At 57.9% G+C, this 26,592-nt stretch carries 29 protein-coding genes and 2 pseudogenes; 24 read left to right on the top strand and 7 right to left on the bottom strand.

Features of this window, described 5'->3' with window-relative positions; genetic code table 11:
- The first annotated feature begins 174 nt into the window (after positions 1–174).
- From B5M42_RS20110 to B5M42_RS20075, 8 genes are all read left to right on the top strand, one after another.
- Positions 175–861 carry an SDR family NAD(P)-dependent oxidoreductase gene (locus B5M42_RS20110; RefSeq protein WP_134753490.1) on the top strand — a complete coding sequence of 229 codons (687 nt, stop codon included), beginning with the start codon at positions 175–177 and terminating at the stop codon, positions 859–861.
- 22 nt (positions 862–883) lie between these two features.
- Positions 884–1,639, top strand: a complete 756-nt coding sequence (locus B5M42_RS20105; RefSeq protein WP_134753488.1) for a ThuA domain-containing protein — start codon at positions 884–886, stop codon at positions 1,637–1,639.
- A gap of 137 nt (positions 1,640–1,776) precedes the next feature.
- Positions 1,777–2,832 (top strand): oxidoreductase, encoded by a 1,056-nt coding sequence (locus B5M42_RS20100; protein WP_134753486.1) that lies wholly within the window; start codon positions 1,777–1,779, stop codon positions 2,830–2,832.
- 1,070 nt (positions 2,833–3,902) lie between these two features.
- Complete coding sequence (locus tag B5M42_RS20095; protein WP_134753484.1) at positions 3,903–5,159, top strand: hypothetical protein; 1,257 nt, start codon at positions 3,903–3,905, stop codon at positions 5,157–5,159.
- Positions 5,146–5,781, top strand: a complete 636-nt coding sequence (locus tag B5M42_RS20090; RefSeq protein ID WP_134753482.1) for a DUF4129 domain-containing protein — start codon at positions 5,146–5,148, stop codon at positions 5,779–5,781. The genes B5M42_RS20095 and B5M42_RS20090 overlap by 14 nt, the downstream gene beginning before the upstream one ends.
- Entirely contained in the window at positions 5,778–7,022 is a 1,245-nt protein-coding gene (locus B5M42_RS20085) for a DUF4350 domain-containing protein (protein WP_134753480.1), read from the top strand. The genes B5M42_RS20090 and B5M42_RS20085 overlap by 4 nt, the downstream gene beginning before the upstream one ends.
- A gap of 6 nt (positions 7,023–7,028) precedes the next feature.
- Complete coding sequence (locus B5M42_RS20080; protein WP_134753478.1) at positions 7,029–7,949, top strand: AAA family ATPase; 921 nt, start codon at positions 7,029–7,031, stop codon at positions 7,947–7,949.
- On the top strand, positions 7,900–9,273 hold the full coding sequence (locus B5M42_RS20075; RefSeq protein ID WP_134753476.1) for a DUF58 domain-containing protein: 1,374 nt from the start codon (positions 7,900–7,902) through the stop codon (positions 9,271–9,273). The genes B5M42_RS20080 and B5M42_RS20075 overlap by 50 nt, the downstream gene beginning before the upstream one ends.
- A 36-nt stretch (positions 9,274–9,309) precedes the next feature.
- On the opposite strand, the gene B5M42_RS20070 is transcribed toward B5M42_RS20075, so the two are convergent.
- Positions 9,310–10,293 (bottom strand): stage II sporulation protein M, encoded by a 984-nt coding sequence (locus tag B5M42_RS20070; protein WP_134753475.1) that lies wholly within the window; start codon positions 10,291–10,293, stop codon positions 9,310–9,312.
- Positions 10,294–10,355: 62 nt separating this feature from the next.
- On the opposite strand from B5M42_RS20070, the gene B5M42_RS20065 reads away from it, so the two are divergent.
- Both B5M42_RS20065 and B5M42_RS20060 read left to right on the top strand, forming a co-directional pair.
- Positions 10,356–11,153: an RDD family protein gene (locus B5M42_RS20065; protein WP_134753473.1), complete on the top strand. Its 798-nt coding sequence runs from the start codon at positions 10,356–10,358 to the stop codon at positions 11,151–11,153.
- Between the two features lie 171 nt (positions 11,154–11,324).
- Entirely contained in the window at positions 11,325–12,011 is a 687-nt protein-coding gene (locus B5M42_RS20060) for an oxidoreductase (protein ID WP_134753471.1), read from the top strand.
- 125 nt (positions 12,012–12,136) lie between these two features.
- Here the strand turns inward: B5M42_RS20060 and B5M42_RS20055 are convergent, their stop codons facing one another.
- Together B5M42_RS20055 and B5M42_RS20050 are read right to left on the bottom strand one after the other, a co-directional pair.
- A complete protein-coding gene (locus B5M42_RS20055; RefSeq protein WP_134753469.1) occupies positions 12,137–12,448 on the bottom strand; it encodes a dehydrogenase in 312 nt (103 codons plus the stop codon).
- A gap of 90 nt (positions 12,449–12,538) precedes the next feature.
- On the bottom strand, positions 12,539–12,991 hold the full coding sequence (locus B5M42_RS20050) for a cupredoxin domain-containing protein (protein WP_134753467.1): 453 nt from the start codon (positions 12,989–12,991) through the stop codon (positions 12,539–12,541).
- A 199-nt stretch (positions 12,992–13,190) separates the two neighbouring features.
- Here B5M42_RS20050 and B5M42_RS20045 point away from each other — a divergent pair.
- The 7 genes and pseudogenes from B5M42_RS20045 to B5M42_RS20015 all read left to right on the top strand — a co-directional run.
- A pseudogene (locus B5M42_RS20045) lies at positions 13,191–13,778 on the top strand (DedA family protein); the annotation flags it as partial.
- On the top strand, positions 13,761–14,273 hold the full coding sequence (locus B5M42_RS20040; RefSeq protein WP_329959340.1) for a nuclease-related domain-containing protein: 513 nt from the start codon (positions 13,761–13,763) through the stop codon (positions 14,271–14,273). The pseudogene B5M42_RS20045 and the gene B5M42_RS20040, both read left to right, overlap by 18 nt.
- Before the next feature lie 87 nt (positions 14,274–14,360).
- A complete protein-coding gene (locus tag B5M42_RS20035) occupies positions 14,361–14,927 on the top strand; it encodes a thioredoxin family protein (protein ID WP_134753463.1) in 567 nt (188 codons plus the stop codon).
- A 23-nt stretch (positions 14,928–14,950) separates the two neighbouring features.
- On the top strand, positions 14,951–15,571 hold the full coding sequence (locus B5M42_RS20030; protein ID WP_134753461.1) for an MBL fold metallo-hydrolase: 621 nt from the start codon (positions 14,951–14,953) through the stop codon (positions 15,569–15,571).
- Positions 15,572–15,913: 342 nt separating this feature from the next.
- Positions 15,914–16,204 carry a hypothetical protein gene (locus tag B5M42_RS20025; protein WP_134753459.1) on the top strand — a complete coding sequence of 97 codons (291 nt, stop codon included), beginning with the start codon at positions 15,914–15,916 and terminating at the stop codon, positions 16,202–16,204.
- A gap of 569 nt (positions 16,205–16,773) precedes the next feature.
- The gene (locus B5M42_RS20020) at positions 16,774–17,979 is read left to right on the top strand and encodes a M24 family metallopeptidase (RefSeq protein WP_134753457.1); all 1,206 of its coding nucleotides are present in this window, start codon (positions 16,774–16,776) and stop codon (positions 17,977–17,979) included.
- 51 nt (positions 17,980–18,030) lie between these two features.
- Positions 18,031–18,432, top strand: a complete 402-nt coding sequence (locus B5M42_RS20015) for a LytTR family DNA-binding domain-containing protein (protein WP_134753455.1) — start codon at positions 18,031–18,033, stop codon at positions 18,430–18,432.
- A gap of 46 nt (positions 18,433–18,478) precedes the next feature.
- Here the strand turns inward: B5M42_RS20015 and B5M42_RS20010 are convergent, their stop codons facing one another.
- From B5M42_RS20010 to B5M42_RS19995, 4 genes are all read right to left on the bottom strand, one after another.
- Complete coding sequence (locus B5M42_RS20010; protein ID WP_134753453.1) at positions 18,479–18,661, bottom strand: hypothetical protein; 183 nt, start codon at positions 18,659–18,661, stop codon at positions 18,479–18,481.
- Positions 18,662–18,957: 296 nt separating this feature from the next.
- Positions 18,958–19,542, bottom strand: a complete 585-nt coding sequence (gene clpP / locus B5M42_RS20005) for an ATP-dependent Clp endopeptidase proteolytic subunit ClpP (protein WP_134753451.1) — start codon at positions 19,540–19,542, stop codon at positions 18,958–18,960.
- A gap of 315 nt (positions 19,543–19,857) precedes the next feature.
- On the bottom strand, positions 19,858–20,193 hold the full coding sequence (locus B5M42_RS20000; RefSeq protein WP_134753449.1) for a hypothetical protein: 336 nt from the start codon (positions 20,191–20,193) through the stop codon (positions 19,858–19,860).
- Positions 20,194–20,286: 93 nt separating this feature from the next.
- Positions 20,287–20,907, bottom strand: coding sequence for a winged helix-turn-helix domain-containing protein (locus B5M42_RS19995; RefSeq protein WP_134753447.1), 621 nt, complete (start codon positions 20,905–20,907; stop codon positions 20,287–20,289).
- 413 nt (positions 20,908–21,320) lie between these two features.
- Between B5M42_RS19995 and ehuB the strand changes: the two genes are divergently transcribed.
- From ehuB to B5M42_RS19960, 7 genes and pseudogenes are all read left to right on the top strand, one after another.
- On the top strand, positions 21,321–22,205 hold the full coding sequence (gene ehuB, locus B5M42_RS19990) for an ectoine/hydroxyectoine ABC transporter substrate-binding protein EhuB (protein WP_134753445.1): 885 nt from the start codon (positions 21,321–21,323) through the stop codon (positions 22,203–22,205).
- Between the two features lie 4 nt (positions 22,206–22,209).
- Positions 22,210–22,863: an ectoine/hydroxyectoine ABC transporter permease subunit EhuC gene (gene ehuC / locus B5M42_RS19985; RefSeq protein WP_134753443.1), complete on the top strand. Its 654-nt coding sequence runs from the start codon at positions 22,210–22,212 to the stop codon at positions 22,861–22,863.
- Positions 22,864–22,865: 2 nt separating this feature from the next.
- A complete protein-coding gene (ehuD, locus tag B5M42_RS19980; protein ID WP_134753589.1) occupies positions 22,866–23,522 on the top strand; it encodes an ectoine/hydroxyectoine ABC transporter permease subunit EhuD in 657 nt (218 codons plus the stop codon).
- A gap of 13 nt (positions 23,523–23,535) precedes the next feature.
- Positions 23,536–24,312 (top strand): annotated as a pseudogene (ehuA, locus tag B5M42_RS19975) (ectoine/hydroxyectoine ABC transporter ATP-binding protein EhuA); the annotation flags it as partial.
- Positions 24,313–24,385: 73 nt separating this feature from the next.
- Positions 24,386–24,931, top strand: coding sequence for a diaminobutyrate acetyltransferase (gene ectA, locus B5M42_RS19970; protein ID WP_134753439.1), 546 nt, complete (start codon positions 24,386–24,388; stop codon positions 24,929–24,931).
- Complete coding sequence (ectB, locus tag B5M42_RS19965; protein WP_134753437.1) at positions 24,932–26,215, top strand: diaminobutyrate--2-oxoglutarate transaminase; 1,284 nt, start codon at positions 24,932–24,934, stop codon at positions 26,213–26,215.
- Complete coding sequence (locus tag B5M42_RS19960; RefSeq protein WP_134753435.1) at positions 26,212–26,592, top strand: ectoine synthase; 381 nt, start codon at positions 26,212–26,214, stop codon at positions 26,590–26,592. Before ectB ends, B5M42_RS19960 begins: the two co-directional genes overlap by 4 nt.

Genomic DNA, 26,592 nt, shown 5'->3' with positions numbered 1-26,592 from the left:
CGACCGAACGCGGGAATCGGCGGAGCGGGCAACCGCCGCCGGTTTTTTTCATAACAGAGAGCAATGACGCACAGCTTCAGGGCGAGGGAAATTGCTGCTTGCGGAGCGCTGTAGAGATGAGGCTGGTGACGGCGCTCTGACTCGCAGCTGGAGCTTGATCAGGAGGCTGATGGGATGCATATTTTTATTAGCGGCGCGAGCCGTGGATTGGGCTTGGCGCTTGCGTTGGCGGCAGCGGAGCGTGGGCATACAGTGTGGGCCGGCGTGCGTGATCCAGCCGGTATGGCGGCGGCGTGCGAACAGTATCAGGGGTTGATCCGGCCGGTGGCGCTGGATGTCACGTCCGAGGCGTCCATTGCCGCTGCGGCCGGAGCGCTGGCGGCGCAGGGCGTTAAGCTGGATGCCATCGTCAACAATGCGGCTGTGCTGCTGGGCCGGGAAGCGGCGATTGAGGAGCTGGAGCTGGGCGAGCTGCAGGCGTCATTCACGGTCAATTTGTTCGGCCCGCTGCTGGTGGTCAAGCATGTGCTGCCGCTTGTGGCCGAGCGCCGTACGGCGGTTATCGTCAATATCAGCTCCGAGGCCGGCAGTACGGCCGGAGCTTATGGCGGCGATTATCCGTATGCGCTGAGCAAGGCGGGGCTGAATTATTTTTCGCTGCAGCTGCGGGCCTATTTGCGTGAGGCGGGCACGAAGGTGTACGCGGTGCATCCCGGCTGGATTCAGACGGACATGGGCGGCGCAGCGGCCCCCGGTGACCCGGCCGAAGCGGCGGCAGGCATTTTGCGTTTAATCGAAAATCGCGACGTACAAGGAGAAGCGGTGTTCGTTGACCATACGGGCGCTCCTCTTCCGCTGTAGCGTTCGTTCGGGAGGTTGTCAGATGAGTCGTATAGCAGCAGTTATCGGTGATTTTTATCATCCGGAGGGACCGATTCGCGAGGCGCTGGCCGCTGCACATGCCGAAGCGTTGGCTTCAGGCGCGCTGTCCATTGACTATTATCGGGCCGAGGAAATGGCGCAGGCGCTGGCGAGCGGGCCGGATGCGGTGATTTTGTTCAAGGAGGATCGGTTGAATCCCGAAGACGCGCAGGTCGATACGTGGATGACGGACGAGCTGCAGGCGGCGATTGTCCGGTATGTGGAAGCCGGCGGCGGCTGGCTGGCCTGGCATTCGGGCCTGGCGTCCTATCCGGTGGACGGCGCTTATACGGGACTGCTGCGGGGCTATTTCCTGCATCATCCCGAGCAGCACAGTGTCGTTACTTATGGCGTTGGCGGTGCGGAGTTTGCGGGCGATTCGGGAGCGGGGCCTTTGGGCGATTTGGGAGCGGAGCTTTCGGGCGATCCAGTAGCGGAGCCTTCGGCTGATCCAGGGGCCGAACCCTTGATCGATTCAGGAGCCACGTTTGCGTTCTCCGACGAGCATTATTTCGTCGCTTGCGACGAAGCGAACACCGAGGTGTTTCTGCGCTCGTCGTCGCGCGATGGCGAAGCGATTGCCGGCTGGCGGCATGCGGCCGGAGCGGGGCGCGTTTGCTGCCTGACGCCCGCGCATAAGCCGGAGGGGCTGAACGATCCGCATTTTCAGCAGGTGCTGCGGGAGTGCGTGCGGTGGAGCGCCGGTGAGGCGTTGTAAGCTCGAACATAGGGTACGTGGGCTGAAGCTGATCTGTCGGGCTTATCGCGAGATTGCGGCCTGCTGCGGTTTATGGCCCGCGTGCTTGCGTGTTTGCGGTGTATAAACGATTTTATGACGATAGGGGTTGAATAAGGATGACGACAAAATTGCGTACCGGACTGATCGGTTACGGCATGGCGGGCCAGGTGTTTCATGCGCCGCTGCTGACGGCCGTGCCGGGTATTGAGTTAAAAGCGGTGGTGGAGCGCAGCAGCGAACGGGCAAAAGAGCGCTATCCGCAGGTCGAGATCGTTCGCGATGCGGGCGAGCTGCTGGACGATGCGGATATTGAGCTGGTCGTGGTGGCGACGCCGAACGACTCGCATTTTGCGCTGGCGAAGCAAGCGCTGGAGCGCGGCAAGCATGTGGTCGTCGACAAGCCGATGACGATTACCTCGGACGAAGCCCGCGAGCTGATCGCGCTGGCCCGGGAGCGGGGCCGCGTGCTGAGCACGTTCCAGAACCGGCGCTGGGACGGCGATTTTCTGACCATCCGCCAAGTGGTGAAGGACGGGCTGCTTGGCCGCCTCGTGGAGTACGAGGCGCATTTTGACCGCTTCCGACATGCGTTGAAGCCGGGAGCATGGCGCGAGAAGGCGCAGCCGGGCGCGGGCATTCTCTACGATCTGGGGGCCCACCTGATCGATCAAGCCGTCGAGCTGTTCGGCCTGCCTGCTGCGGTGCGGGGGGATGTTCGCACCCAGCGCGAGGGCGCCGGCGCCGACGATTTCTTTGAGCTGACGCTCGATTACGGCACGTTGCGGGCGACGCTTCAGGCCGGGATGCTCGTGCGCGAGCCCGGGCCGCATTTTACGCTGCACGGTACGACCGGCTCGTTCGTGAAATACGGCCTCGATCCGCAGGAGGCCGCGTTGAAGGCAGGCCTTCTGCCCGGCAGCGATGGGTGGGGCGTGGAGCCTCCCGAGCTGTGGGGGGCGCTGAATACGCAGCTCGGGGAGCTGCACGTGCAGGGGCGGATCGAGACGATCCCCGGCGCGTACCTGAGCTATTACCAGAACGTGTACGAGGCGATTGTACACGGGGCGGAGCTGATCGTGCGGCCCGAACAGGCGCTGCAAACGATCCGTATTATTGAAGCGGCGCTGGAGAGCAGCCGGCGCGGGGCGACGGTGCCTTTTACCGCGGAATAGGAAGATGGGCTTGGGAGGTTGAGAGCGTCCGTATCGACACGGGGAGTGTCGGTGCGGGCGTTTTTTTTGTCCATAGACGGGAGTAGTATACCTTCGTGTGAAGATAAAGGCATGGATCGCCTCTAGCCACGCGACAACGATTCCCTACAGCGCAGTTAATTTTTGTATGGTAAAATAGACATTTAAGCTATTCTCAATTGAAGATTGTGAAAGAGCTATCTAGAAAAAGAGGCGGGGTGTATGTATGGCAAAGTGCGAGGTATGTGGCAGCAGTTTCACGTGGCTACAGTTGCAGCGATTTTCGCTTGCGTTTAAGAAAACGATAGCTTGCAAGCATTGTAAAACAAGTTACCAATTGCGCGGGTTTAGTCTATTTGTTTTATTTTTGCTAGTTTGCGTTCCCATGATACTCGTAAATCATAAGATTATAAGTGTGGTTCAAATGACTATGATCATATTTGCGGTTTTGCTTGTTGCTCCGTTTATCGAAAGATTCAAAAGATATCAGGGCTAATGATAGCGTTATATTTTAGGAATTAACAGAAGAACGAAATAACTGAAAGGTACGAGTCATGTATGAAAAGGCACATAATCAGAACGTCTGGATATGTTTTTGCTGTTTTATTGGTTGTTGCAGTGGTGTTATTGGCCCGCCTTTTTTTAATAGGAAAAATTATGGCCGTGAATAGGATATTTGTAGCGCATACTGCAGTAAATAGCTCCCAAATAGTTATACAAGGAGAATTTATACCAGATAGTGCTACAGCCTATAAAAATTACAGCTATTACATGAAGGATCACAGCCTTTATGTACAGATTGTGGGCGTAGTGTCTTCGGCTTTCTATAGATTTAGCAAAATGGACATTCTCATTAACGGTAATTTTGATAAGATTGAACAAGTGTATCTCGAGGACCGCAATGCCGCAAAATTAATTTGGTCCCGGCACAGCGATCAGGAAAACAGACACTGAACAAGAGACCATTTCTCAAAAAGAGATGTCGGCGCGAGCGGCGCATGGTGTATAATAGGCTGAGAATGAAGCTGATTCCAATTTCTAGGGGGATGGACATGATAAATGGACAGCTAAGGCCGCTGTCGGCCGGCCGATTGCTGGACCGGAGCTTTCGCTTGTATCGCAAGCATTGGGTCAAGCTGATGTTGCTGGCACTGGTATTGTATGGGCCTTTTTATGTCTTGCTCAATTTGTTGTTTAGAGGGACGGGAAGCGCGGAGCTGCTGCCTTGGTCCGATTGGTTGTCGGATTCGGATGCCGTTGAGGATACGCTCAGTTTGGGCGGGATGGCCGCGATGAATGACGGGATCGATCCGTGGCGGGTGCTGGTGCTGCTGCTGGTGCTGATTCCTTTGTTCCTCAACGTCGGCATGCCGTTATTTGTGGCCGGCATCCTGCATCTGGTAAAGGCGGATCTGTTGCAGGAGGGCGAGCGGAGCCTGGGGCAGATGCTGAAGGCGGGTCTGGGCAGGTTTTGGCCGATGCTGGGCAATACGCTGCTTGTTCAAATGGCCGGGGCAGGCGTATATATGGTTTTGAGCGTTTTTCTGCTGATTGTTGGCGGGCTCGTCACGATCAGTGCGGGTTCGATGCTGCTCATGGGCTTTTCGGGCTCGGGAAGCGTGATGGGCGTGCTTTTGATTGTGCTGATTGTTGGCGTCAGTCTGGCCTGTGCTTGCGCTGCTTTGTATTTCATTTTCCGCTTTATGTATTTTCTGCCGGGGGTGGCGCTGGGCGAGGTCAGTGTAGGCTTGGGGCAAAGCTGGCGGCTGACCCGACGCAGCTTTTGGCGGCTGCTGGTGATGTATATCGTGCAGACGGCGGTTGTTTATCCGCTTACGCTGGTGCTGGTTTTGCTATTGTCGCTGCTGGGCAATTGGACGGGCTCGTCGACCGTCGTGCAGCTGCTGGAAACGGTGGCTTCGCTTGTGATGGCACCAATGTGGGCACTACCCTATGTGGTGAGTTATTTCGATTTGAAGGTGCGCAATGAGGGCTTGGGCTTGCGCGAGCTGATGGAGGCGGCCGGTATTCCGGCGGAAGCTGCGGCGGTCAACAGTCCGCGAAACGCGGACAATGGTAGTGGCCCGGCATTCTATTCGGCTCGGGGCCCGGCTTCTGAAGTAGCGGCGGCTGGAAGTGAACCGAACGGACTGTCTGAAGGTACAACTTCGACTGCGACAGTGGCCGTTTCGGAGCCTGCGAGCGGTGAAGCGGCCGGCGGGGAGCCGGTGCAAGCAAACGCGGACCGTGCGGAGCCGAATCCGGCCCCGATTGTCGACTTGAGGAAACAGCGTGATGGCGATGAGTAGCGGAGCAACAGGGTCGGTCAGCGACGACAAGCAGCAGTTGCTGGATATTTTGCAGCAGGATGAGTATGCGGTCTATCATCATGAGCATAGCGGGAGCTCGTGGGGCTGGCTTGGCAAGCTTTTGAATAAAATCGGGTCGTGGCTGCCCGAGCTTCATTTTGCCCCCGGCTCGGGGCAGCTTGGCTCGTATGTGGTGCTGCTGATCGTGCTGGGTTTGGCGGGCTTCGGGATTTACTGGTTCAGCCGTCGATGGGTCGGTTACCGGCGTCATCGCGCAACGGCGCTGTGGCGGCAGGAGGAGCCGAGCCGCTCGTATGAGGATTATTGGCGGCAGGCAGCGGAGCTTGCAGCGGCCGGCGCGTGGCGCGAGGGCTTGCGCCAGGTGTATCTGGCGTTGTTGTTTTACTTGGAGGCCCAAGGCCGGTTGCGGGTGGAAACGTGGAAAACGAACTGGGAATACGCCGCTGAATTGGGCAGTGCGCCCGAGGCGACGTTATTCCGGGAAAGCTCGCTGCTGTTTGACCGGGTCTGGTACGGTCACGAGGAAGCGACGGAGGAGCGACTGCTGGCGCTCCGTGAGCAGGTCGGCGGCTTGCTGGACAAAGGAGGGGGACAGCGGTGAAAAGCGCCAACAAGCATGTGATCGGCTTGCTGATCTGCATGGCGGTGTTTGTGGCGGCGGGGCTTGGCGTTACCCGACCGGCCGCTCCCGACCGGCCGCCGTATTTGTCCTTTTCGGCCGATGTCGACGGCACGAAGGCGTGGCGCGAGCTGTTGTCCCGCAAGCAGGCGCGCGTGAAGGAATGGCGGCTGGACTGGGAAAAGCTGCCTGCAGGCAGCGGCTCGGCGCTGGTCGCTGTTGAGCCGGATGCGTTGTCGGATGAGGACCTGGAAGCAGCGACGCGTTGGGTTGAGCAGGGCAATGATCTACTGTTGTTTGCCGAGCAGCCGGTGAACGGGCTTGCGGACTGGCTGCAAACGGATTCGGAAGCTGCGCCCGAGTCGGACATGGAGCCGGAGCTGGATTCGGGGTCAGGGTCGGGGACTTCCGGGCAGATTGCTAAAAAGGACACCGAACAAGGCATCGTGCCGATTTACTCCGGCGAGGGGGCATCCGGCGAAGGTTCCGGTTACACAGGCCTTGTGACCACAACGGCGCGGCTGCTGCCGATTGACGGCGCCGAAGCGCTGCTGCGGGATGCCTACGGCGTGCTGGCCAGCCGCATCCCGCTGGGCGACGGCAGCGTCACCGTCGTGCTGCTGCCGCAGTGGCTGACGAACAGCCAGTTGGCCGAGCACTCGCATTTCGAGCTCGTTTGGCCGCTGTTCGCGAAAAGCTCGGCGACCGTCTGGATCGACGAACGCCATCACGGCTTCGCCGCGAGCGAGCGACCCGGTCTGCTCGCCGTCTACCCCGCTTGGCTCGTGCTGCCAAGCGCACTGCTGGCGCTTGCCCTGCTGCTTTGGCTGTGGCAGCAGGGCAAGCGCTTTGGCCCCGTCCACACGCCGCGGGCGTGGACGGTGCGCCGGGGCGACGAGACGCTGCTCGCCGTCGCCCGCTGGTACGAGCGCCTCGGCTCCCGCGAGGAGGCGCTCGCGCACTACCAGCAGCAGCTGCGCCGGCTGCTGGCCGAACGCTGGGGGCTCAGCCTGACGGCGAGCCCCGAGCAAGCGGCGCACGCCGCGCAAGCCCGCTGGCCGAAGCCGCGGGTCGAGCGCCTGGTGCGCCTGTTGCAAGAGCCGCTGCCGGGCGGCGGCTCCCAAGAGGCGGCTCCGCCGAAGCGCCGCCGGATCGCGGCGCGCGCGTTCGTGGAGCGCGCGCGTGAGCTGGGCGAGATCATCGCATATCTCGAAAAGGAGTGATCCCCGATGGATCGATTATTTGAAGCAATGGAACGCCGCCTGTACGGGCAGCAGATGAATACGCGTCTCCTCGTCGCGGCGATGCTGGCCGGTGGTCATGTGCTGCTGGAGGGCGTGCCGGGTCTGGGCAAAACGCGCATGGCCCGCAGTCTCGCCGAGCTGACCGGCGGCGATTACCGCCGCATCCAGTTTACGCCCGATCTGATGCCGGGCGACATTACCGGCACGGCGGTGTTTCATATGCACAATAGCGAATTTACGACGATCAAGGGGCCGGTATTCGCCAACGTCGTGCTGGCTGACGAAATTAACCGCTCGGGACCGAAGACGCAAGCCGCCTTGCTCGAAGCGATGGAGGAGCGGCAGGTAACGATTCAGGGCACCACCTACCGGCTGCCCGATCCGTTTCTCGTCATCGCGACGCAAAACCCGGTAGAATATGAAGGCACCTACCCGTTGCCGGAGGCGCAGCTCGACCGTTTTCTGTTCAAAATCGTGCTCGATTATCCGAACGAGGATGCGGAAATTATGATTTTGCGCCGGCACGTGCCGTTTCAGGAGGAGCGCGAGCAGCCGCTGGCCGCCGCCATCACGCCGGAGCGCATTCGCGTGATGCAAAAGCAGCTGTCGGCCATCGTTGTCGAAGACACGCTATACGCCTACATCGCGACATTGATCCGCCAGACGCGCGAATCGAAGCGGGTTCGTCTGGGCGCCAGCCCGCGCGCCGGCATCGCCGTGCTGATGGCGGCGCGCGCTTGGGCGCTGCTGGAGGGACGCACCTACGTGACGCCGGACGACATCAAGCTTGTAGCGCTTCCTGCGCTGCGGCACCGGGTGCTGCTGACGCCGCAGGCGGAATTGGAGGGCGGTACGAGTGACCAACTCATCCAGGACATCCTCGGCACGATTTCGGTTCCTCGCTAGCTGGGCCCAGCGTCTGGCGGTTGTGCCGACCGGACGGCTCATTGCGCTTGTGCTTGCCGGAGGCGCCGTGGTGCTTGCTGCCGAAGAATTCGGCGCAGGGCTGGCGGCGTTCTGGAGCTATATGCTGCTGCTGGCGGCGGTCAGCCTGGTCGATTTGGCGCTGCTGCCCCGCAAGTCCGATTGGCTGGCCGTTCGTGCAATGCCTGAGCAAGCTGATGTGAGGGAGGGGTTCGAAATCGGCCTGACGCTGCGCTTGTCTGCGCGGCAGCTTGTGCAGGTCGAGCTGGAGGATGATGCGCCGCAGTCGTTTCGCTTGGTGCGCAACCGGCTGAGCGCAGCGGTAGAGGGCGGTTCGGGAACGTTTTATTACACGGCAATGGCGCTGGAGCGGGGCGCGTACGAGCTGCAATGGGTCGATATGCGGTACTGGGGCGGACTGGGGCTTTGGAAAAAGCAAACGCGCCTCTACGTCAATAGCCGCATCGATATTTACCCGGATCTGTCGCGCGTGCGCGGGGTGCTGACCTCCGTACAAGACACGCTGATTCTCGACGGCAACCGGCTGTTCAAGCGGCAGCTGGCGGGCAGCGATTTTCATTATATCCGCGACTACGCCGAAGGCGACGATCCGCGTCAAATCAATTGGAAGGCGACGGCCCGTTCGGCGCGTCTGATGAGCAACCAGTTTCAGCCGGAAAAAGGCAAAATCGTCACGCTGCTGCTCGACTGCGGCCGGCTGATGGGCGTGGAGCTGGACGCTCAGATCAAGCTGGACCGCACGCTGGAAGCGGCGCTGACGCTGGCGGCTGTCGCGTTGAAAAAGGGCGATCAGGTCGCGCTGGTTGCTTTTTCCAATCGGGTCAAAGTATTCGTGCCGCCGGGCCGCGGGATTGCCCATTTGCAGGAGCTTACGCGTGCGGTGTTCGATCTGCGGGCCGATTTTGTGGAGTCGAGCTACCGGCTGGCGCTGGAGCATCTGCTGTTGGTTTTGAAGAAGCGCTCGCTGATCGTGATTTTTTCCGATATGGAGAGCTATTTGTACGACCGCGAGCTGACGGCTTATGCGCAAAAGCTGCGCGCCGGCCATCGCCTGCTGCTGCTGTCGCTGAACGATCCGCTGCTGCACGCGTGGACGCACATCCGGGCTGCGGACAGCCGCAGTGCCTTTGTGCAGGGCGTCGCGCACAAATTCACGCTGGATCGGGCCGCTTATGTCCGGCAAATGAACGGCCGGGGCATCCCCGTGCTGGACGTCCCGGCCGATCGGCTGGCGCTCGACGCCATCCGCGTATATTTGGAATTAAAAGCGAAGGATGCGCTCTAGGAGAGCGGCCCGACGCTCTTCTCAACTGTCTATCGACTAGCCGGCCAACTGGCCTTGCTCTTGACGGCGCCTTTTGCGAATCGTGCCGAAGACGTAGTAGGCGGCGAGCAGCAGCAGCGTGATGGCGGCTACGCCGTATTTGGCAGCCAGTGGCAGCGTAGCTGGCGTGATGTAGCCTTCAATCAGCCCGGCCACGATGAACAAGGGAACCGTGCCGATGAGCAGCTGTACCGATTCACGGGCCGATTCGAGGAACATGCGCTTGCGGCTGTAGGGACCGGGGACGAAAAACCGATACCCCATGTACAGGCCCGCTCCTCCGGCAATGAAAATCGCCGTCAGCTCAATGATGCCATGCGGCAAAATGTAGGCCCAGAATACATAGCTTTGGCCCGCTTGCATGAAGACAGCCGCGAGCGCGCCGATCAGCAAGCCGTTGAAAACGAGCAGATAGATCGTGCCGACGCCCAGCGTGATGCCGGAAAGGAAGGCCATAATCGCCACGCGGATATTATTGAGCATAATTGTGGTTGACATCAGCGGACTTTGCAGATTGTCGCGCGGCAGGTCCGTTGCGGTCGGGTCGATATGACTGGCAATCGATTCCGGCACGATCAGATGCAGGTTGAGCGGATCGCGCCATACGGCGAAAAAGCCCAGCAAGCCGCCAAACACGAACAGCAGCGCGGCAAAGCCGACGAACGGCAGGCGGGCCTGCAGCAGCTTGGGAAAGTATTCGGCAAAAAAATCCTTGAGCTGCGTCACGCTGCTGTTATTGGCGTTATACAGCAAGTTATGCGCCCGGGCGACGAGCTGATTGAGATACAGCGTCGTTTCATCGTGCGGCCGATACGTTTGCATGGCGGCCAGATGAGCGGAAACCGCTTTGTATAGCTCGGTGAAGCGGTCGATCCGATCGGCGCGCAGGGCGGTTTTGCGCCTTTTGCCGATGGCGCCGAGCATCTCTTCAAGCTCGGTCCACAGCGGCTTGTTTTGTTTGATAAAACGCGACGGTTCCATAGCCGGCCCCCTTTGTGTATGTCCCTAATCTTACCATAATTCCCGCAGAACGAGGAGATGCTATGAACGACAATATCGATCACACGCTAAGTATTGTAACTCCGGAGCAGGTACAGCTCGAATTTACGATGGCGGGTCTGGGCAGCCGGGCCGCTGCGCATCTCATCGACGGGATGATTTTGGCCGGGGTGAATGTGCTGCTGGTTGTGGCCTGGTCGCTTGTGTCCCATCTGATGGACGGACTGCTGTGGAGCTTCGATTATGCGTTTGCGATCCTGATCGCTGCAGCGGTGCTGCTGAACGTTGGCTACCTGATCGGCACCGAGGCGCTGATGGGCGGCCAAACGCCGGGCAAGCGGGTGTTGGGGCTGCGTGTCTTGCAGAACAACGGCCAGTCGGCGACGGTGCTTTCGATTATCATTCGCAATTTGTTTCGACTGATCGATTTGCTGCCGTATGGCTATTTCATCGGCTCGATTGCCATGCTGGCGAGCTCACGCGACAAGCGGCTCGGCGATATGGTGGCCGGCACGATTGTCGTGCTGGAGCGGCAGGATGAACGGCGCAAGCGGCAGCGCCTGATCGGCAAGGAGCTGGCGCTTTGGGCAACGAGGCTGCCGGAATTGGGCGACTCGGCGCCTTTCGGCGAAAGCATTTCACCCGAGGATTGGCGGCTGCTGCAGGCTTGGGCCGAGCGCGTGCCGGTCATGCACAAGCCATCTTTGGCCAGGTGGAGCCAGCCGATTGCCGCGCATTTTGCCGCCAAGCTGGGACATGATCACCATCCGCAGCTGCTGGACGATCCGATTGCTTATTTGCTTGCTTTGTACAAATCGCTGCGCGAGGACTGGGAAGTGTGAGCGAAGCTGGATTGTCGACGACAGCCGCCGTACGGCGCACCGCGCACCGGGAGGAAGGCTTGAAGCTGGCTGCTGTCTTATGTACGGGGCCGCGTCGTGACGGAGGAGCAATTTGCATCGATGCAGGCTTGTGCGCTGGCTGCATCAGGTGCTGAAAAAGGAGGAAGCGGGATGGAGCCAAAGAAAACAGCGATTGTCGCCGGGGCGACCGGCCTTGTCGGACGGGCGCTGGTGGAGCGGCTTGTCCAGGACGGCGGCTACGCCGATGTATTTGCGCTTGTGCGCAAGCCGGGGACGCTGACGCCGCACCGGAATCTGACCGAGGTGCAGGTGGATTACGAACGGCTGGAGGAGACGCCGCTGCCGTGGGAAACGCAGCCGGATGTGTTTTGCGCGCTGGGGACAACGATTAAGACGGCCGGTTCGCAGGCTGCGTTTCGCCGGGTCGACTTCGACTATCCGCTGGCGCTGGGCAAGCTGGCGAGACGCCGTGAAGCTGCCCGTTTTCTGATCGTCAGCGCGATGGGAGCGAGCAGCGCTTCGCGGATTTTTTATTCGCGGGTAAAAGGGGAGACCGAGACGGGGCTGCGAGAGATGGATTGGCCCGGCTTGTACATCTTTCGCCCGTCGCTGCTGCTTGGGCGGCGCGAGGAATATCGGGCCGGCGAACGGTTTGCTACCGTCGTAATGGGCGCATTGAACGGGCTGCTGGTTGGTCCGCTGCGCAAATATCGCGGCATTGCTGCTGCCGACGTGGCCCGGGCAATGGTGTATGCGGCGCAAGCCGGGCCGCCTGGCACGCACATTTACGAATCGGACCGCATTCAGCGATTGGCCGATGCGTCGCGCAACAATTAGCAAGATCAAGGTTTACGGTATTCATGTTCAACTCCATTAATCATTCGCGATCTTAAAAGCCGACTCAGGCGTCAACCCAAATCGGCTTTATTTGCTTTTCTGACGATCACACAGCGTCTTCCCCGTTAACCGCCAAAGGCGTCGCGGAACGCCCGGTTCAGCTCTGCCGCCTCGACCTTCCACAGCGGAACGATCTCCGGGCTGACGTGCTCCTCCCACCAATCCGCGAGCAGCTTGCGGTTGCTGCCGTTTTCCACAATGTAAGGCAGGTTCAGCATCACCTTGCGGACGTACAGCTCCTCGGCCTGCTGCATGTTTTCCGGAGCAATCCATATTTTCAGCCGTTTGGCGGTCCGGTACAGCTCCTTGCCGCATGATCTGCGGATTCCCCGCGCCGTCGGAAATTGCGGCTTGTGCTTTTCATTCGTTTTTTGCATCGCGCACCGTCACTCCTCTCTTTGCCAGTGTATGCGGGCAAGGGGAGGGGAGCGACTTGCCGGACAGGCGCGCAAGCGCCCAAGTTGCCATTACTGTACGACGATATAACCGACCATCGGTCCGTTGTGTGCCATATCGGCATGCGTCAGGCAGATGATGCGGTAGGTGCCGGCCTTGTCGGCGGTGAACGTGACGACGGTCTCCTGGCCTTTTTTCACCTCGCCCTTTACGTTCAGCCCTTCAATGACAAATGGATGGCTGTCGCCGTTCACGCCGTAAATGTGCAAATTGACCGTTTCCCCCTTGTTGACCACAACCGTGCCCGGATCCCAGCGATACGCTTCAATTTCCCGTCCGTCGCTCGTTTTCGAGCTGAATTCGCCCGTGACCATTTGAATGGTCCGTCCCGTATCAGTGGCTTCCGCGGAAAAGGCCGGCAGTACATGCTCCTTGTCGCCGTACAGCATGGCCGCCAGCACGAGCACAAGCAGACAGACCGACAGCAAAATATGCCGGCGGTGGATAATAAACACTTTGGACATTGCAGTTCGCGCCCCCAGTTCAGTCAAGTTGGTACATCCTATGCGGCGGCTTGTCAGCGCATGAATCGATTTTGCCGATGGTCCTGCACTTCCGCTTGGCAGGAAGTGGTTGACATGCAAGGGTGTGTGGTAGAATAGACTGGATGAGAGACAAGCGGACAGCCGGTCCGGTTATTTTGCGGGGAGAGTGGATGGAGGAATGAGTGGACTGATTCACCAGATTTTGTTGTACCTGGAGGGGCTCGGCTATTGGGGAATTTTTATCGGCCTGATGGTGGAGGTGATCCCGAACGAGCTGCTGCTCGCCTATGCGGGGTACTTGGTGTCCAAAGGAGAAATTACGTTTCTTGGCGCCATTGTATGCGCGGTAATCGGCGGCACGCTGGCGCAAATCGTGCTGTATGCGATCGGCCGGTACGGCGGAAGACCTTTTTTGGAGAAATACGGCAAATATTTGCTGATCAAAAAGCATCATCTCGACGTGGCCGAGTCGTGGTTCAACCGCTACGGTACAGGCATGATTTTTACCGCGCGGTTTGTGCCGATCGTTCGTCACGCGATTTCCATACCCGGCGGGATGGCCCGCATGTCGTTGGGACGCTTCACGCTGTATACGGGGCTAGCGCTAATTCCGTATTCGTTGCTTTACGTGTATCTGGGCATCGTGCTCAAGGATAATTGGGAGCAGATTGACGAATATGCGCGCCCGTATCTCGTTCCGGTTATTGGCGGGGCCGTCGTGCTCACGCTGCTGTACGTTGTTTACCAGATTTACCGCAAGCGCAAGGCCGGAGCCAAACACGGCGACGCCGGCGAACGCAGTACGGCGCATCAGCTGCGCTATTTGGGCAAGGAATACCGCGTCCTGAACAGCCGCAGGGTGCGGGGCGGGGGCGGACTGCAGGAGTTCGACCATATTGTGGTTGGACCGAACGGTGTGTTCCACATCGATTCCAAGCATTGGTCCGGCGACATTACGTTTACGTCAAACGGTCTGGAGCGCAGCAAAGGCGGCCATCAGGAGGACCCGACCTCGCAAATGTACCGGCATGAATTCGTGATGAAGGAGCTGCTCAAAAGCAGCAACCTGCACGCCGATGTCGTGGGCGTGTTGTGTTTTACGCATCCGCACAGCAAGCTGACCGGCAAAAGCCCGGCCTTTGCCACCGTCAAGCTGGACAGGCTGCTGCATACGATCAAGAGCCATAAGCCGAAAAAAACGCTCACCTCGGGACAAATCGCCGAGATTGAAAAGCTGATCAAAGACAACAGCGTAAAATAAAAACCCCGCGCTTGCTTCGTCAGGTTGGACGTTGCAGCCTTATTTGCTACAATAGCATAAGATTAGGTATGAGGAGGCAGTTAAGCTATGAGTATGAATCTCGCCCACAAGCTGCGTACAGGCGTGAAGCCGCAGCAGTTTATCGACAGCATCGACAAAAACAAGGAAGCGTTTCTCGATTGGTATAACCGTTTTGAGTGGGAGAATGAGGACGATCGCGAGTTTTTCGAATCGATGAACAACCGCGACGATTTGCGCTGCCTGATTCTGGCCGCCGAATGGTGCGGCGACGTAGTCCGCAACGTGCCTGTCGTATTCAAAGCGCTGGAAAACAGCGGCATTCCGGTTGAAGTGCTGGTGATGGAGCAGCATCTGGAGACGATGGACCAGTTCCTGACGATGGGCGGACGCGCGATTCCGATCGTGATTTTCGTTGATACGGGCGGCTTTGTGCTTGGTCAATGGGGACCGCGCCCGCAGCATGTCCAGGCGGTCATGACGCAGTTCAAGAAGGAGAATCCCGATCGCGAAGCGCCGGACTACAACGAGAAGATTCAAGTCGCCCGCGCTGAGATGGGCCGTCAATACGGCGAAGGCACAGGCTACCAGACGGTGATCGTCAAGGAGCTGCGCGAGCTGCTTTCGACATTTTAAGCGGTTACGGAGACAATAGGCAGATGATCAAAATTGATACGATTCCGCTGGGCGATTTGGGCACGAACTGCTATCTGCTGTCCGATCCCGAACGGAAAAAAGGCATTATTATCGATCCCGGCGTCAATCCGAAGCCGCTGCTCAAGCGGATCGCCGATCTGGACATTGAAGCGATTTTGCTGACGCACGCGCATTTCGACCACATTGGCGGCGTAGAGGAAGTGCGCAAGCTCAAGCGCTGTCCGGTCTATCTGCACGATCTGGAGGCCGATTGGCTGGGCAATCCGCGCAAAAACGGCTCGGCCTACTGGCCGCAGCTGGGCGGTCCGGTGACCGCTTCGCCGGCGGAGTATGCGCTGGATGAAGGTCAGGTGCTGGAGCTGCTGGGCATCAAGCTCAAGGTATTCCATACGCCTGGGCATTCGCCGGGCAGCGTCAGCTTTTTGTATGACAAGCATTTGTTCAGCGGGGACGTATTGTTCCGGCTGTCGGTGGGCCGTACCGATCTGGGCGGCAATCAGCATGATCTGATGACGTCGATTCACGACAAGCTGTTCCCGCTGGGCGACGAGGTCGTGGTCTATCCGGGGCACGGCGTCCGGACGAAGATCGGCTATGAACGCGAAAACAATCCATACGTGTAAAAGCACACGGCTCGGCTGCAAGCAATTGCGGCCGGGCTGTTTTTTTGGCCTCCGGCGTCGGCGGTGAATAGCGCAGGGCGGTAGGCTGCGAGGAGTGCGGTGCGGTTCGCCCGTCCCAATCCAATTCGGCCGATCCGCCCCGCACCTGGCTGCGATGCAGCGGACGACCCAGACAAGCGGAGCCCGTTCGGGCCTGTCTGCCGGCAAAACGTCCATTTTTGCCGCATCTGGGTATTTACCGTGTTCGTGTAGGGGGACGCCCCATAGACTGGTGTTGTAAGTGAATCACCCATCCGCGAAATCATCCACAGCAGTTCCCCAATATAAAGGAGGTTTTTTTCTATGGAAAAAATGTTTCCCCAGCCGGCCCCGATGCCAATGCCCATGCCGATGCCAGCCCCAATGCCCATGCCGCATCCAACGATTCACGCTACCGTCGTTCAACCGCCGCCAGTCATTCAAAAGCCTGTTCACAACGACATTCACCTGCACGCTTCCTATCAACAGACGTCGATTGTGTATCCGAAGCCGGCCGTCGTCATGCCGGTAGCCAAACCGTCCAATGCCGGCAGCATCCTTGTCCTGTTTGTCCTGCTTGTCATCATTACGCGCAGCTACCTCAGACCCTGCTAGTCGCCTGAGACACAAGAGGACAGTAGACCGGCAGCTCGAGCCAAAAAGCGGAGTTCCCAGAGCCTTCCTTCCTTTATGGGCGGAGGGCTCGCGGTTTTGTTGGGAATAAATGGATTTATATGTAAAAGTATATTGATAAATGGATGGGGATGCGGTATCATTTAAGGTATAGCAAATGGAATGCGAAGAACGCGATTACGGGCTTGAACCGGGTCGCGTTTTTTTATCGCTACCGATTTATCGGACAGTCTCGGCTGTCAGAGCCGCTATTGCGCGGAGGGACAGGAGTCGAATTGTGCAGGCGTAATCTGGCCGTGGATGTCGAGCAATCGCTGCAAATTGACAACCGGGCTTGCATTTCCCGGGAAATTGTCGGCAGGGCTGCGGGGAGCGGCGGAACATCGCGAAAATCGCTGTAGAATCGTTGGTGCCAGCTGGCGTGCATCGGCTGACAGACTATGGGTCTTTTCGCGCTTATGAAAGTAGCGGACATGCAGCTATAATAAATGAAGATAAGCATCCATACGCGGTTAGGCCTCAATATGGACAGAGGATGAAGGGAGAAGGGCATGACGATATTCAAGCAACGGCAGCAAGCGCTGCAGCAAGAGATGGGCAAACGGGGAATCGACGGCTTTTTTATTACGCAAAATGTCGATATCTATTATTACACCGGCTCGATGCAAAACGGGTACGTCTTTCTCCCCGCCAGCGGTGAGGCGATTTACTTCGTGCGCCGCAGCGTCGCGCGCGCCGAAAGCGAAGCGGCGACGACTGTCGAGCCGCTTGGTTCGCTCAAGACGCTGCGGGAGCGTCTTGCCCAGCGCTTCCCGGAGCTGCGCAGCAGCGCTCCGGGCCAGATGCCGGCCGCGGCGCCGCTGCGGCTGGCGGCCGAATTCGACGTGCTGCCCGTGCAGCAGCTACGGCGGCTGGAGACCGCGTTCCCCGGCGCGGTCTGGGAGGACGGCTCGCTGCTGGTCCGCGAGCAGCGAATGCTCAAATCGCCGGATGAAATCGCGGCGATTCGCCGGGCCGCGACGGTCGTCGACGCGGCCTTCGAAGCTGTCATCCCCAGCATTCGCGAGGGGATGGCCGAGTTTGAGCTGATTGCGCTCATCGAGCATCAGCTCCGGCTGCGCGGGCATCTGGGCCTGATGCGCATGCGCGCCTACAATTCCGAGTTGATTACCGGAATGGTGGCGGCAGGCGCTTCGGCGGCGGTGCCCACGTATTTTGACGGGCCGGCCGGGGGGCAAGGCTTGCACCCGTCCAGCCCGCAAGGCTCAAGCCGCGCTGCCATCCGGCGCGGCGATCCGCTGCTCGTCGATTTGGGCTGCTGCATCGACGGATATTTGATCGACCAGACGCGCACGCTTGTCATCGGGGAGCTTGATCCCGAGCTACAGCGCGCGTATGACACAGCGGAGCAGGTGCTGCGAGCGACGGAAGCGAAGCTGAAGCCCGGTACGATCAGTGAGCATCTTTATTACGATGCCTTGCGACAAGTGGAAGCGGCGGGATTAAGCCCCTACTTTATGGGCTGGGGCGACGATCAGGTACGGTTTCTCGGACACGGCATCGGACTGGAGATTGACGACTTGCCGGTGTTGGCGGCAGGCTTCACCTATCCGCTTGCACCGGGGATGGTCATTGCCGTCGAGCCCAAATTTACCTTCCCGGGCCGGGGCGTGGTCGGTATCGAAAACAGCTATTTGATTACAGAGGATGGCTTTGAGAAGCTGAGCATAACGCGGGAGGGAATTATTACGCTGTAAAGTTTCAGTTGTACAGCACATGCTGACGTGTATACAATAGGAAGTAGGCGTATGGCGGAGAATACAGCAGCGCACAGCAATCACAATTTTCAATTACATGGGGGCGATGACGTATTGATGCGCGTTCTGGCTAAAGATGGTTCGGTCCATGAGCTTGACCATTCCGAAATTTTATTTTTCTCTATTCACAAAAGTGAAATATCGGTATACACCGCCCATCAGGAATTTGTGCTGCCCACCACCTTCGAGCAGCTCCTCCATGCTTACGCCGATTTGGATTTTGCGCGCGTAGACCGATCGTTTATCGTCAATTTGGCTCAACTGGGCGGCTATGATCAGGAGCGTCAGTCCGTCTATTTTGCAGACGGCAAGTTTGTTCCGGTATCGGAGCGCCACCAGAAAAAGGTTCTGGGCTATTTATCCGGCAAGGAACCGCCCTCACGCAGCGATTAATCTGCTTTCTGTTGGCCTGCTTAACTAAAGCAAGCAAAAAAAGAGACTAGCCTAGTCGGAGGCCGGTCTCTTTTTGTTGGTGCAGCCGCTGTTGCAGCTGTTCCCATGAAGATTTGATCTGCTGCGTTGTCGGCAGCGGATGCGTCGTATGGTAATTGATAAAAATGGCGGTTTCCAATGTTTCTTCGAACGAGGCATCGGGCAGCGGAAGCGTATCTTTTATTTCCATAAGCAAGTTCCTCAACAGTTTATATTTTTTTTATCATTTTTGACTTTCAAACCATAGAATAGGAGAGTATCGACGAAAACACCAAAATTGCGCTTTAACTGGATTTTAATGGGATTATTTCTTTGTTTAAATATTAACATAAGTTATCGTAATATAAAAGCACTGATTGGAAATTTAAAAGAGTATTGACAATATGACCGCTTTATGTTCACAAATTGTTAACATAATAAAAAAGGCGTCGCTTGTGCCAACGTTCCGGCAAGCGACGCCTTTGCTTCAATATATGGTGCGGCGGTTTAGCCGCTGCGTTCAATAACGCTGTCAATCAAGCCATATTCCTTGGCTTCGGCAGCGCTCATAAAATAATCGCGATCCGAATCGCGTTCGATTTTCTCAAGCGGCTGTCCGCTCGTTTCACTCATGATGCCGTACAGCACACGGCGGGTTTTCATGATATGCTCGGCGCGGATTTGGATGTCCGATGCTTGGCCTTGCGCACCGCCCCACGGCTGGTGAATCATCACCTCCGAATTTGGCAGCGCATAGCGCTTGCCGGGAGCGCCTGCCGTCAACAGGATCGAACCCATTGAGGCAGCGAAGCCGACGCAAATCGTTGAGACATCCGGCTTGATAAAACGCATGGTATCGATAATCGCCAAGCCTGCAGTCGTTGATCCGCCCGGTGAGTTGATGTACATGGAAATATCCTTCTCGGGATCGTCGGCCGACAGAAACAGCAGCTGGGCAATGACGGCGTTGGCGACTTGATCGTCAATCGCTGAGCCGACGAACACAATCCGGTCCTTCAGCAGCCGCGAATAAATGTCATAGGAGCGTTCTCCGCGCCCCGATTGCTCAATGACCATCGGAATTATGCTCATTTTGCTACCTCCTTGTATATGGGCATCCTTTAGTTTACTACCATTTGCCGCGCTTTTTGCGACACGGTATGCGTTGCAGTTCCTCTATTCTCACTGCAGTTGGCGGAGAGCATCCGCTGCGACCGACCTGCCCGCCTGCCGGCTGGCAGCGCTTTGAACCGGCTCCCGCTACGCTTCCGAAACAAACCGCAAGCTGCCGGCATGGCGCCGCCCGGCCCATCGGCTGCCCGCCAAACAGAGCAAGGCCGCGCCGCACACGGCAAACAGCCGAGAGTAAGGCTGGCACCACGCTCCGGGTGTTGCGCTCGCTTAATTCTAAGCCGCCAAGCATAATGCGGCTTGCGGTCCGCTGTTCTCCCGCAGCGGCTCTGTCCGCTTGCGCGTGCTAAAGCCCGAAGAGACCATAATCAGCTTGATCGGCTCGCGCTGCTGCGTTCCGGTGCCAATGCTCCACGTTGTCACGAACGCTTCTTCGCTTGCATGCTCCCCGGTTTTACTCTGCCGATACGCCTCCAACTCCGTCACGCCTCCTTGTTCCTCCGGCTGGCGGGAAGTGCTGCGTTCGCGGACCGCGCTTTCCCAGACGACAACGGCCCGATCCGGCGCCAGCCGTGCTTCCTTGTCTTCACGGTGCTCCCTATGCTCACCCATAGCGTTCTCCTCCTTCAACATTAAATCCAAACAGCACTCCCAGACGAACGGTGCATGACCGGCGAGGTGAAGCTTTCTCTGCAAGAACCGCTCTTACTTCTTGGGAAGCTTTGCTTCCTGTTTCCCCGAATGATCCAGCGGCTCCGGATATACGGCCACAACGACCTGATACGCCGCTCCCGCCGTATCCGGCTGCTGATAGCGCTCCACAAGCTTGTGCACCATTGCTGCGTATTCTTCGACAAACGCGCTGCGGGTCTCGTCGTCGGGCAGCGCCACCTGCAAGTGAAGGGCCGCGCTTGGAATTTGCTCATCCTGCTCGCTTTGCTCCAGCAGCAGCAGCGCGTCGCGCTTGATCCGCTCGGAAGCGGCGACCAGATGGGCGAGCGCGCTTTGATCCTTGAGCTTCTGGACAGTGTCCGGCCGGGTGCCGAGCGAATCGGCGAGCACGAACGTTTTGGCGATCGCCTGATACAAAATCTCAACGAGATTGCGCACCTGACGCGAGCCGACGCGCCGCACGAGTCCGACTTTTTCCAACGCCTTCAAATGATAATTGACGCGTTGCGCCGTCTCTCCAAGCAGGCGGCCGATCTCTGCCGCCGAGGCAGGTGCGCCGAGCTGGGCCAAAATTTCACCGCGCAGCGGATTCAGCAGGGCCAGTGCCTGCTCCGGCAGCTCCACGTAATAGCTCTCCTGAATTTCTTTAGGCATGAAACGAAAGCTCCTGACGTTACAAATTTATATTACGTAAAAATATATTATTACGTGAAAACCTTTTTGTCAACACCGGCGTCCGCCTAATCTGTTTTTGCGTCAAGATTGTCATTTTCCATCGATTTTAGTCGATTTGGTAGAAAAAGAATCAGTTTCCTTGAAAGATACACAATTATCACCTGTTTAATCCGTCTCATATCCAATATCTTGCTGTAGCTATTGGCGGAAATGGCGTATATGCAAGCATTTGTTAGGATCAGGGAGGTTTTTGTTGAATGTGTCTGCTTATCTTCACTCAGCGGGGGAGAGCGTGGCGGAAGGGGACTGAGTCGTGCTGAGCGAGGGTGAGCGTCGGCAGGCTTCATGTTACGCTATTAGAGGGCCCCAAAAAAAGGAAAAGGAGTTTTGCAATGAACAGGTTGTTTTCGTTTGCGCTATGCATCTTGCTGGCGCTGACTGTGGCGGGCTGCGCTACGCAGAGCACCGGCGGCGAGCCTGCAAATAATACGAGCAACACACTGGAGAAGGCGAAGCAGCAAGGCTTTGTAGCAGTCGGCTTCGCCAACGAGAAACCGTATGCCTACGCCACGCCGGACGGCAAGCTGACCGGAGAAGCGGTGGAAGTGGCCAGAGCGGTGCTCCAGCGTATGGGTATTGCTGAAATGAACGGCGTCCTGACCGAATTCAGTTCCCTGATTCCGGGATTGAAGGCCGAACGCTTTGATATTATTACGGCCGGCATGTTCATCAATCCGCAACGGAGCAAGGAGGTTTCCTTCGCCAATCCCGAATATAGCATCGGCGAAGCGCTTGCGGTGAAGAAAGGCAACCCGCAAAAGCTGCACAGCTATAAGGATTTGGCTGCGAATAAAGAATTGAAAGTTGCGGTCATGACCGGCGCTATCGAAAATGAGTATTTGATCAAATCAGGCGTCGGCAAGGAGCAAATCGTAACGGTTCCCGATCAGCCTTCGGCGATTTCCGCCCTGCAGGCCGGTCGCGTTCATGCTGTGACGATGACGGGACCTTCCTTACAGGCCAATCTCGATTCGGCCAAGGACGCGGAGCTGGAGCGGGTGATGGATTTCACGCAGCCCGAGGTGGACGGCAGCAGTGTTCGCGGCTACGGGGCGGCGGCGTTCCGCAAGGACGATACTGCGTTCCGCGATGCGTTTAATGCCGAGCTGGCGAAGCTCAAGCAATCCGGCGAGCTGCTGGAGATTTTGAAGCCGTTTGGCTTTACGGAGCAGGAGCTGCCGGGCGATATGACGGCCGACAAGCTGTCCGGAGAATAAACCGATGGCGGTTTTGAGAGAAATCGTTCCTGCGCTGGGCCGGGGAATGATCATGACGCTGGAAATTACCGCGATGGCGCTGATTGTCGCTTTGGCTGCGGCGTTTGCAGCCGGACTGCTGCGCCTTTCGCCCTGGCGGCCGGTGCGCGCCGTAGTGACTGCATATGTGGAGATTGTACGCGGAACCTCGTTGCTCGTGCAGCTGTTCTGGCTCTACTTCGCTTTGCCGATGCTGCTGGATGTGCATATGCCGGCGATGACGGCAGCCGTTCTGGCCTTGGGGCTGAACTACGGGGCCTACGGCTCCGAGGTGGTTCGCAGCTCGATGATCGCGGTGCCGCAAGGACAGCGGGAAGCGGCAACGGCGTTGAACATGACGCCTTGGCTGCGGCTGCGGCGGATCATTTTGCCGCAGGCGCTGCCGCTGATGCTGCCGTCGTTTGGCAATTTGCAGATTGAGCTGCTGAAAGGCACATCGCTTGTTTATTTTATTACCTTAACCGATCTGACTTATCAAGGAATGCTGCTACGTACCTACGACAGCTCGCAAACAGCAGCGATATTCGTTTGCCTGCTGGTTATGTATTTTCTGTTGTCCGCGCTGTTGACGCTGCTGCTGCGCGCATTCGGCAGGAGAATCGCATGGAGGCGCAGTTAGTCATGTGGGATTGGAATTATGCGTTAGACATTTTGCCTCAATTGCTCAAGGCGTTGCCGATGACAATCGGCGCGACGGTACTTGGCTTCGCGCTGGCTTGCCTGCTCGGCCTGCCGCTTGCCGTCATCCGCTATGCCGGGGGACCGATCGGCTCGTATATGGTGGCCGCTTGGGTTGAATTTATCCGCAGCACGCCGCTGCTGGTACAGCTATTCGTTTTATTCTATGTGCTTCCGCTTTACGGCATCGCCGTTTCTCCGTTTGCAACAGGCGTGATCGGACTTGGCATTCATTATAGCACCTACATATCCGAGGTGTTCCGCGGAGGCATTGAAGCTGTGCCCAAGGGGCAGTGGGAAGCCGCCCGCGCGCTTAATCTCGGCGCAAGACGTACATGGACAGGAATTATTTTGCCGCAGGCTGTGCCGCCAATGGCGCCGGTGCTGGGCAATTACTTGATTACGATGTTTAAAGAGACGCCGATGCTGTCGGCAATCACGGTGGTTGAATTGCTGCAGACGGCCAAGTCGCTGGGTTCGGTTTCCTTCCGGTATGTAGAAGCTTTTACGCTGGTTGGCTGTCTCTTTTTCGCTTTGAGCTATGCCTCGTCGCTGCTCGTGCGCGGCGTGGAGCTGCATTTTATGAAAAAAACGAAGTAAGGGAGCGTTCGCGATGAATGACATCGAGCGAAAGCCCATTGTGGAATACCGCAAAATCAGCAAAGCCTACGGCGATAATTCGGTGCTTCAAGACATCGATCTCGATATTTATCCGGGAGAAAAAGTCGCAGTCATCGGGCCAAGCGGCTCCGGGAAGACGACGCTGGCCCGTCTGCTGATGACGCTGGAACGGCCGACGGCCGGAACGATTGAGGTAGCGGGCGAGCTGCTGTGGCATCGCCGCGTTCACAATAAGCTTGTACCGGCCGGCGAAAAGCATCTGCACCGGGTTCGCCGTCATATCGGCATGGTCTTCCAGCAGTTTCATCTGTTTCCGCATATGACGATTTTAAATAACGTGATGGAAGGCCCGGTGCATGTGCTCGGCATGGAACGATCGCAAGCCCGCAAGCTGGCGGTTTCCACGCTGGAGCAGGTTGGGCTCGACGACAAGCTGCAGGAGTATCCGGCCCGTCTGTCTGGCGGTCAGAAGCAGCGGGTGGCGATTGCCAGAGCCGTTGTTATGCGGCCGCAGGTGATGCTGTTCGATGAAGCAACGTCGGCGCTGGACCCCGAGCTGGTTGGCGAGGTGCTGGCTGTAATCAAGCAGCTGGCCGCTGCCGGAGACATGGCCATGATGCTGATTACCCACGAAATGGATTTTGCCAGAGAAGTAGCCGACCGGATTTTATTCACTGACGGAGGCGCCATTGTCGAGCAAGGGACGCCGCAGCAAATTTTTGAAAACCCGCAAAGCCCCAGACTGAAAGCATTTTTGAGCCGCTTTCGGCAAACGTTCTCGATCGGCGCGGATTTGCATACAGCCGCAGCGATCGATACGGGGAAGCAGGAAGGAGAGCGCGATGACAGAAACGCTAGCTCAAGAAACGGCAGTGACGATACGCAAGGCTCGTCCCGAGGACGGGCGGCATATTTGGCAGACGGTAGCTGACAGCGGGCGGCTGGATGTGAACTCGGCCTACTGCTACATTATGCTGGCCGCTTATTTCAAGGATACCTGTCTGGTCGCTGAGCTGGACGGGCGGATTGTCGGCTTTGTATCGGCGTTTATCCAACCCTCCGACCGGGAGGTGCTGTTCGTATGGCAAATTGCCGTCTCGCGCGATTACCGCAAGCGCGGCATTGCCGATTCGCTGCTGAGCAGCTTGATTGCACTGGACCGCTGTCGGGAGGTCCGCTATATCGAAGCGACCATTTCGCCGGACAATGCGGCCTCGCACCGGCTGTTTGCAGGCTTGGCCGACAGACTCGGCACCCGGCGTACAGTAGCAAGCGGCTTCGCTGCCGAGCTGTTTCCGGGCAGCCAGCATGAAGCCGAGCAACTGGTGCGAATCGGGCCGCTTGGAAGTCAGAGTAATCGTACTAACACAAACAAGGGGGAGTCTTAAATGAAGGTTTTGGATGCAGCCGGATGTTCAATGCACGTTTTTGAAGCGCTGGAGTCGGAGGTTCGCAGCTATTGCCGCTCCTTCCCGGCCGTGTTTGCCAAAGCCAAGGGCAGTAAGCTCTGGGATAAAAACGGCGTTGAATATCTCGATTTTTTTGCCGGAGCCGGCGCGCTGAATTACGGTCACAATCCGGAAGCGCTCAAGCAAAAGCTGATCAGTTATTTGCAAAATGACGGCATTGCGCACAGCCTCGATATGGCAACGGAAGCGAAGGAGCGCTTTCTGCAAAGCTTCCGTCAGACGATTCTGGAGCCGCGCGGACTGAATTACAAAATCCAGTTTCCCGGCCCGACAGGCGCCAATTCGGTGGAAAGCGCCTTGAAGCTGGCGCGCAAGGTTACGGGCCGGACGACCGTGATCGGTTTCACCAACGCGTTCCACGGCATGACGCTTGGCGCGCTTTCGGTAACGGGCAACAAGTTCAAGCGCAAGGGAGCGGGCATTCCGTTGCATCATACCGTTTCCATGCCCTATGACGGTTATATGGGAGAGAACGTCGATACGATCGACTATCTGGAAACCTACATCCGTGACAGCGGCAGTGGCGTCTCGCTCCCGGCTGCGATTATCGTCGAGACGATTCAAGGCGAGGGCGGCATCAATGAAGCGAGCACGGCCTGGCTGCGCCGTCTCGACCGCTTGTGCAAGCTGCACGGCATTTTGCTCATCGTCGACGATGTGCAGATGGGCTGCGGGCGAACGGGCACGTTTTTCAGCTTTGAGCAGGCGGGTATACAACCGGATCTTGTTTGCTTGTCCAAGTCGATTGGCGGCTACGGGCTGCCGATGGCATTGACGCTGATCCGTCCTGAATTGGACGTCTGGGAGCCGGGCGAGCATAACGGGACGTTTCGCGGAAACAATCTGGCGTTTGTTTCGGCGACCGAAGCGCTGCGTTATTGGGAGAACGGGCAATTTTCGCAGGATATCGTCCGTAAAGGCAAGCTGCTGCGCAGCGAGCTGGAGGAGCTGGTTCGCGAATTCCCGCAGCTGGGTGGTCAAGTGCGGGGCCGGGGGCTGATGCAGGGCATTGCCTTTGCGGGAGGGGACACCGCGCAGCGCATCTGTGAGCGGGCGTTCGCACATGGACTGATCATGGAGACGTCCGGTACGGACAGCGAGGTAGCCAAGGTAATGCCACCGCTGACAATTGCCGACAGCGAGCTGCGCAAAGGCTTGGAGCTGTTGCGCGCCAGCATGAAGGAGGTCGCGAATCCAGCATGATTGTCAGACACCTGAATGAGCTTGCGGGATCGACGTTTGACGTCGACACGCCGACCTGGAGCAGCGTCAGGCTGCTGGTCAAGCAGGATGGAGCAGGGTTCTCGCTCCACGATACGCGCATCAAGGCCAATACGGAAACGGAAATCTGGTATAAGCATCATGTGGAGGCCGTGTACTGCATAGAAGGCGAAGGCGAGATTGAAGTGCTGGAGAGTGGTAAGGTGCATCCGATTACACCCGGCACGCTGTATGTGCTTAACGGGCACGAGAAGCATCTGTTGCGCGGTAAAAGTGACATGCGGATGATTTGTGTGTTTAATCCGCCAACGACGGGACAAGAGGTTCACGACGCCGACGGCGTGTATCCTTTAGACTAA

Origin of the sequence: Paenibacillus athensensis, from assembly GCF_004514475.2 — a bacterium.
Classification (GTDB): Bacteria; Bacillota; Bacilli; order Paenibacillales; family NBRC-103111; genus Paenibacillus_AL; species Paenibacillus_AL athensensis.
The sequence above is the reverse complement of the archived record's forward strand: the minus strand, read 5'-3'. Positions and strand labels throughout refer to the sequence as shown.

Excerpts from the sequence above, each read along its gene's own strand:
- B5M42_RS19995 (WP_134753447.1), bottom strand. The coding sequence starts at position 20,907 with ATGCCTAAAGAAATTCAGGAGAGCTATTACGTGGAGCTGCCGGAGCAG.
- B5M42_RS20010 (WP_134753453.1), bottom strand. The coding sequence starts at position 18,661 with ATGGAAATAAAAGATACGCTTCCGCTGCCCGATGCCTCGTTCGAAGAA.
- B5M42_RS20110 (WP_134753490.1), top strand. The coding sequence starts at position 175 with ATGCATATTTTTATTAGCGGCGCGAGCCGTGGATTGGGCTTGGCGCTT.
- B5M42_RS20030 (WP_134753461.1), top strand. The coding sequence starts at position 14,951 with ATGATCAAAATTGATACGATTCCGCTGGGCGATTTGGGCACGAACTGC.
- B5M42_RS20035 (WP_134753463.1), top strand. The coding sequence starts at position 14,361 with ATGAGTATGAATCTCGCCCACAAGCTGCGTACAGGCGTGAAGCCGCAG.
- clpP (WP_134753451.1), bottom strand. The coding sequence starts at position 19,542 with ATGAGCATAATTCCGATGGTCATTGAGCAATCGGGGCGCGGAGAACGC.
- B5M42_RS20095 (WP_134753484.1), top strand. The coding sequence starts at position 3,903 with ATGATAAATGGACAGCTAAGGCCGCTGTCGGCCGGCCGATTGCTGGAC.
- ectB (WP_134753437.1), top strand. The coding sequence starts at position 24,932 with ATGAAGGTTTTGGATGCAGCCGGATGTTCAATGCACGTTTTTGAAGCG.
- B5M42_RS19960 (WP_134753435.1), top strand. The coding sequence starts at position 26,212 with ATGATTGTCAGACACCTGAATGAGCTTGCGGGATCGACGTTTGACGTC.
- B5M42_RS20090 (WP_134753482.1), top strand. The coding sequence starts at position 5,146 with ATGGCGATGAGTAGCGGAGCAACAGGGTCGGTCAGCGACGACAAGCAG.
- B5M42_RS20100 (WP_134753486.1), top strand. The coding sequence starts at position 1,777 with ATGACGACAAAATTGCGTACCGGACTGATCGGTTACGGCATGGCGGGC.
- B5M42_RS20065 (WP_134753473.1), top strand. The coding sequence starts at position 10,356 with ATGAACGACAATATCGATCACACGCTAAGTATTGTAACTCCGGAGCAG.
- ehuC (WP_134753443.1), top strand. The coding sequence starts at position 22,210 with ATGGCGGTTTTGAGAGAAATCGTTCCTGCGCTGGGCCGGGGAATGATC.
- B5M42_RS20105 (WP_134753488.1), top strand. The coding sequence starts at position 884 with ATGAGTCGTATAGCAGCAGTTATCGGTGATTTTTATCATCCGGAGGGA.
- B5M42_RS20050 (WP_134753467.1), bottom strand. The coding sequence starts at position 12,991 with ATGTCCAAAGTGTTTATTATCCACCGCCGGCATATTTTGCTGTCGGTC.
- B5M42_RS20020 (WP_134753457.1), top strand. The coding sequence starts at position 16,774 with ATGACGATATTCAAGCAACGGCAGCAAGCGCTGCAGCAAGAGATGGGC.
- B5M42_RS20015 (WP_134753455.1), top strand. The coding sequence starts at position 18,031 with ATGGCGGAGAATACAGCAGCGCACAGCAATCACAATTTTCAATTACAT.
- B5M42_RS20080 (WP_134753478.1), top strand. The coding sequence starts at position 7,029 with ATGGATCGATTATTTGAAGCAATGGAACGCCGCCTGTACGGGCAGCAG.
- B5M42_RS20070 (WP_134753475.1), bottom strand. The coding sequence starts at position 10,293 with ATGGAACCGTCGCGTTTTATCAAACAAAACAAGCCGCTGTGGACCGAG.
- B5M42_RS20055 (WP_134753469.1), bottom strand. The coding sequence starts at position 12,448 with ATGCAAAAAACGAATGAAAAGCACAAGCCGCAATTTCCGACGGCGCGG.
- B5M42_RS20000 (WP_134753449.1), bottom strand. The coding sequence starts at position 20,193 with ATGGGTGAGCATAGGGAGCACCGTGAAGACAAGGAAGCACGGCTGGCG.
- ehuD (WP_134753589.1), top strand. The coding sequence starts at position 22,866 with ATGTGGGATTGGAATTATGCGTTAGACATTTTGCCTCAATTGCTCAAG.
- B5M42_RS20060 (WP_134753471.1), top strand. The coding sequence starts at position 11,325 with ATGGAGCCAAAGAAAACAGCGATTGTCGCCGGGGCGACCGGCCTTGTC.
- ehuB (WP_134753445.1), top strand. The coding sequence starts at position 21,321 with ATGAACAGGTTGTTTTCGTTTGCGCTATGCATCTTGCTGGCGCTGACT.
- B5M42_RS20025 (WP_134753459.1), top strand. The coding sequence starts at position 15,914 with ATGGAAAAAATGTTTCCCCAGCCGGCCCCGATGCCAATGCCCATGCCG.
- ectA (WP_134753439.1), top strand. The coding sequence starts at position 24,386 with ATGACAGAAACGCTAGCTCAAGAAACGGCAGTGACGATACGCAAGGCT.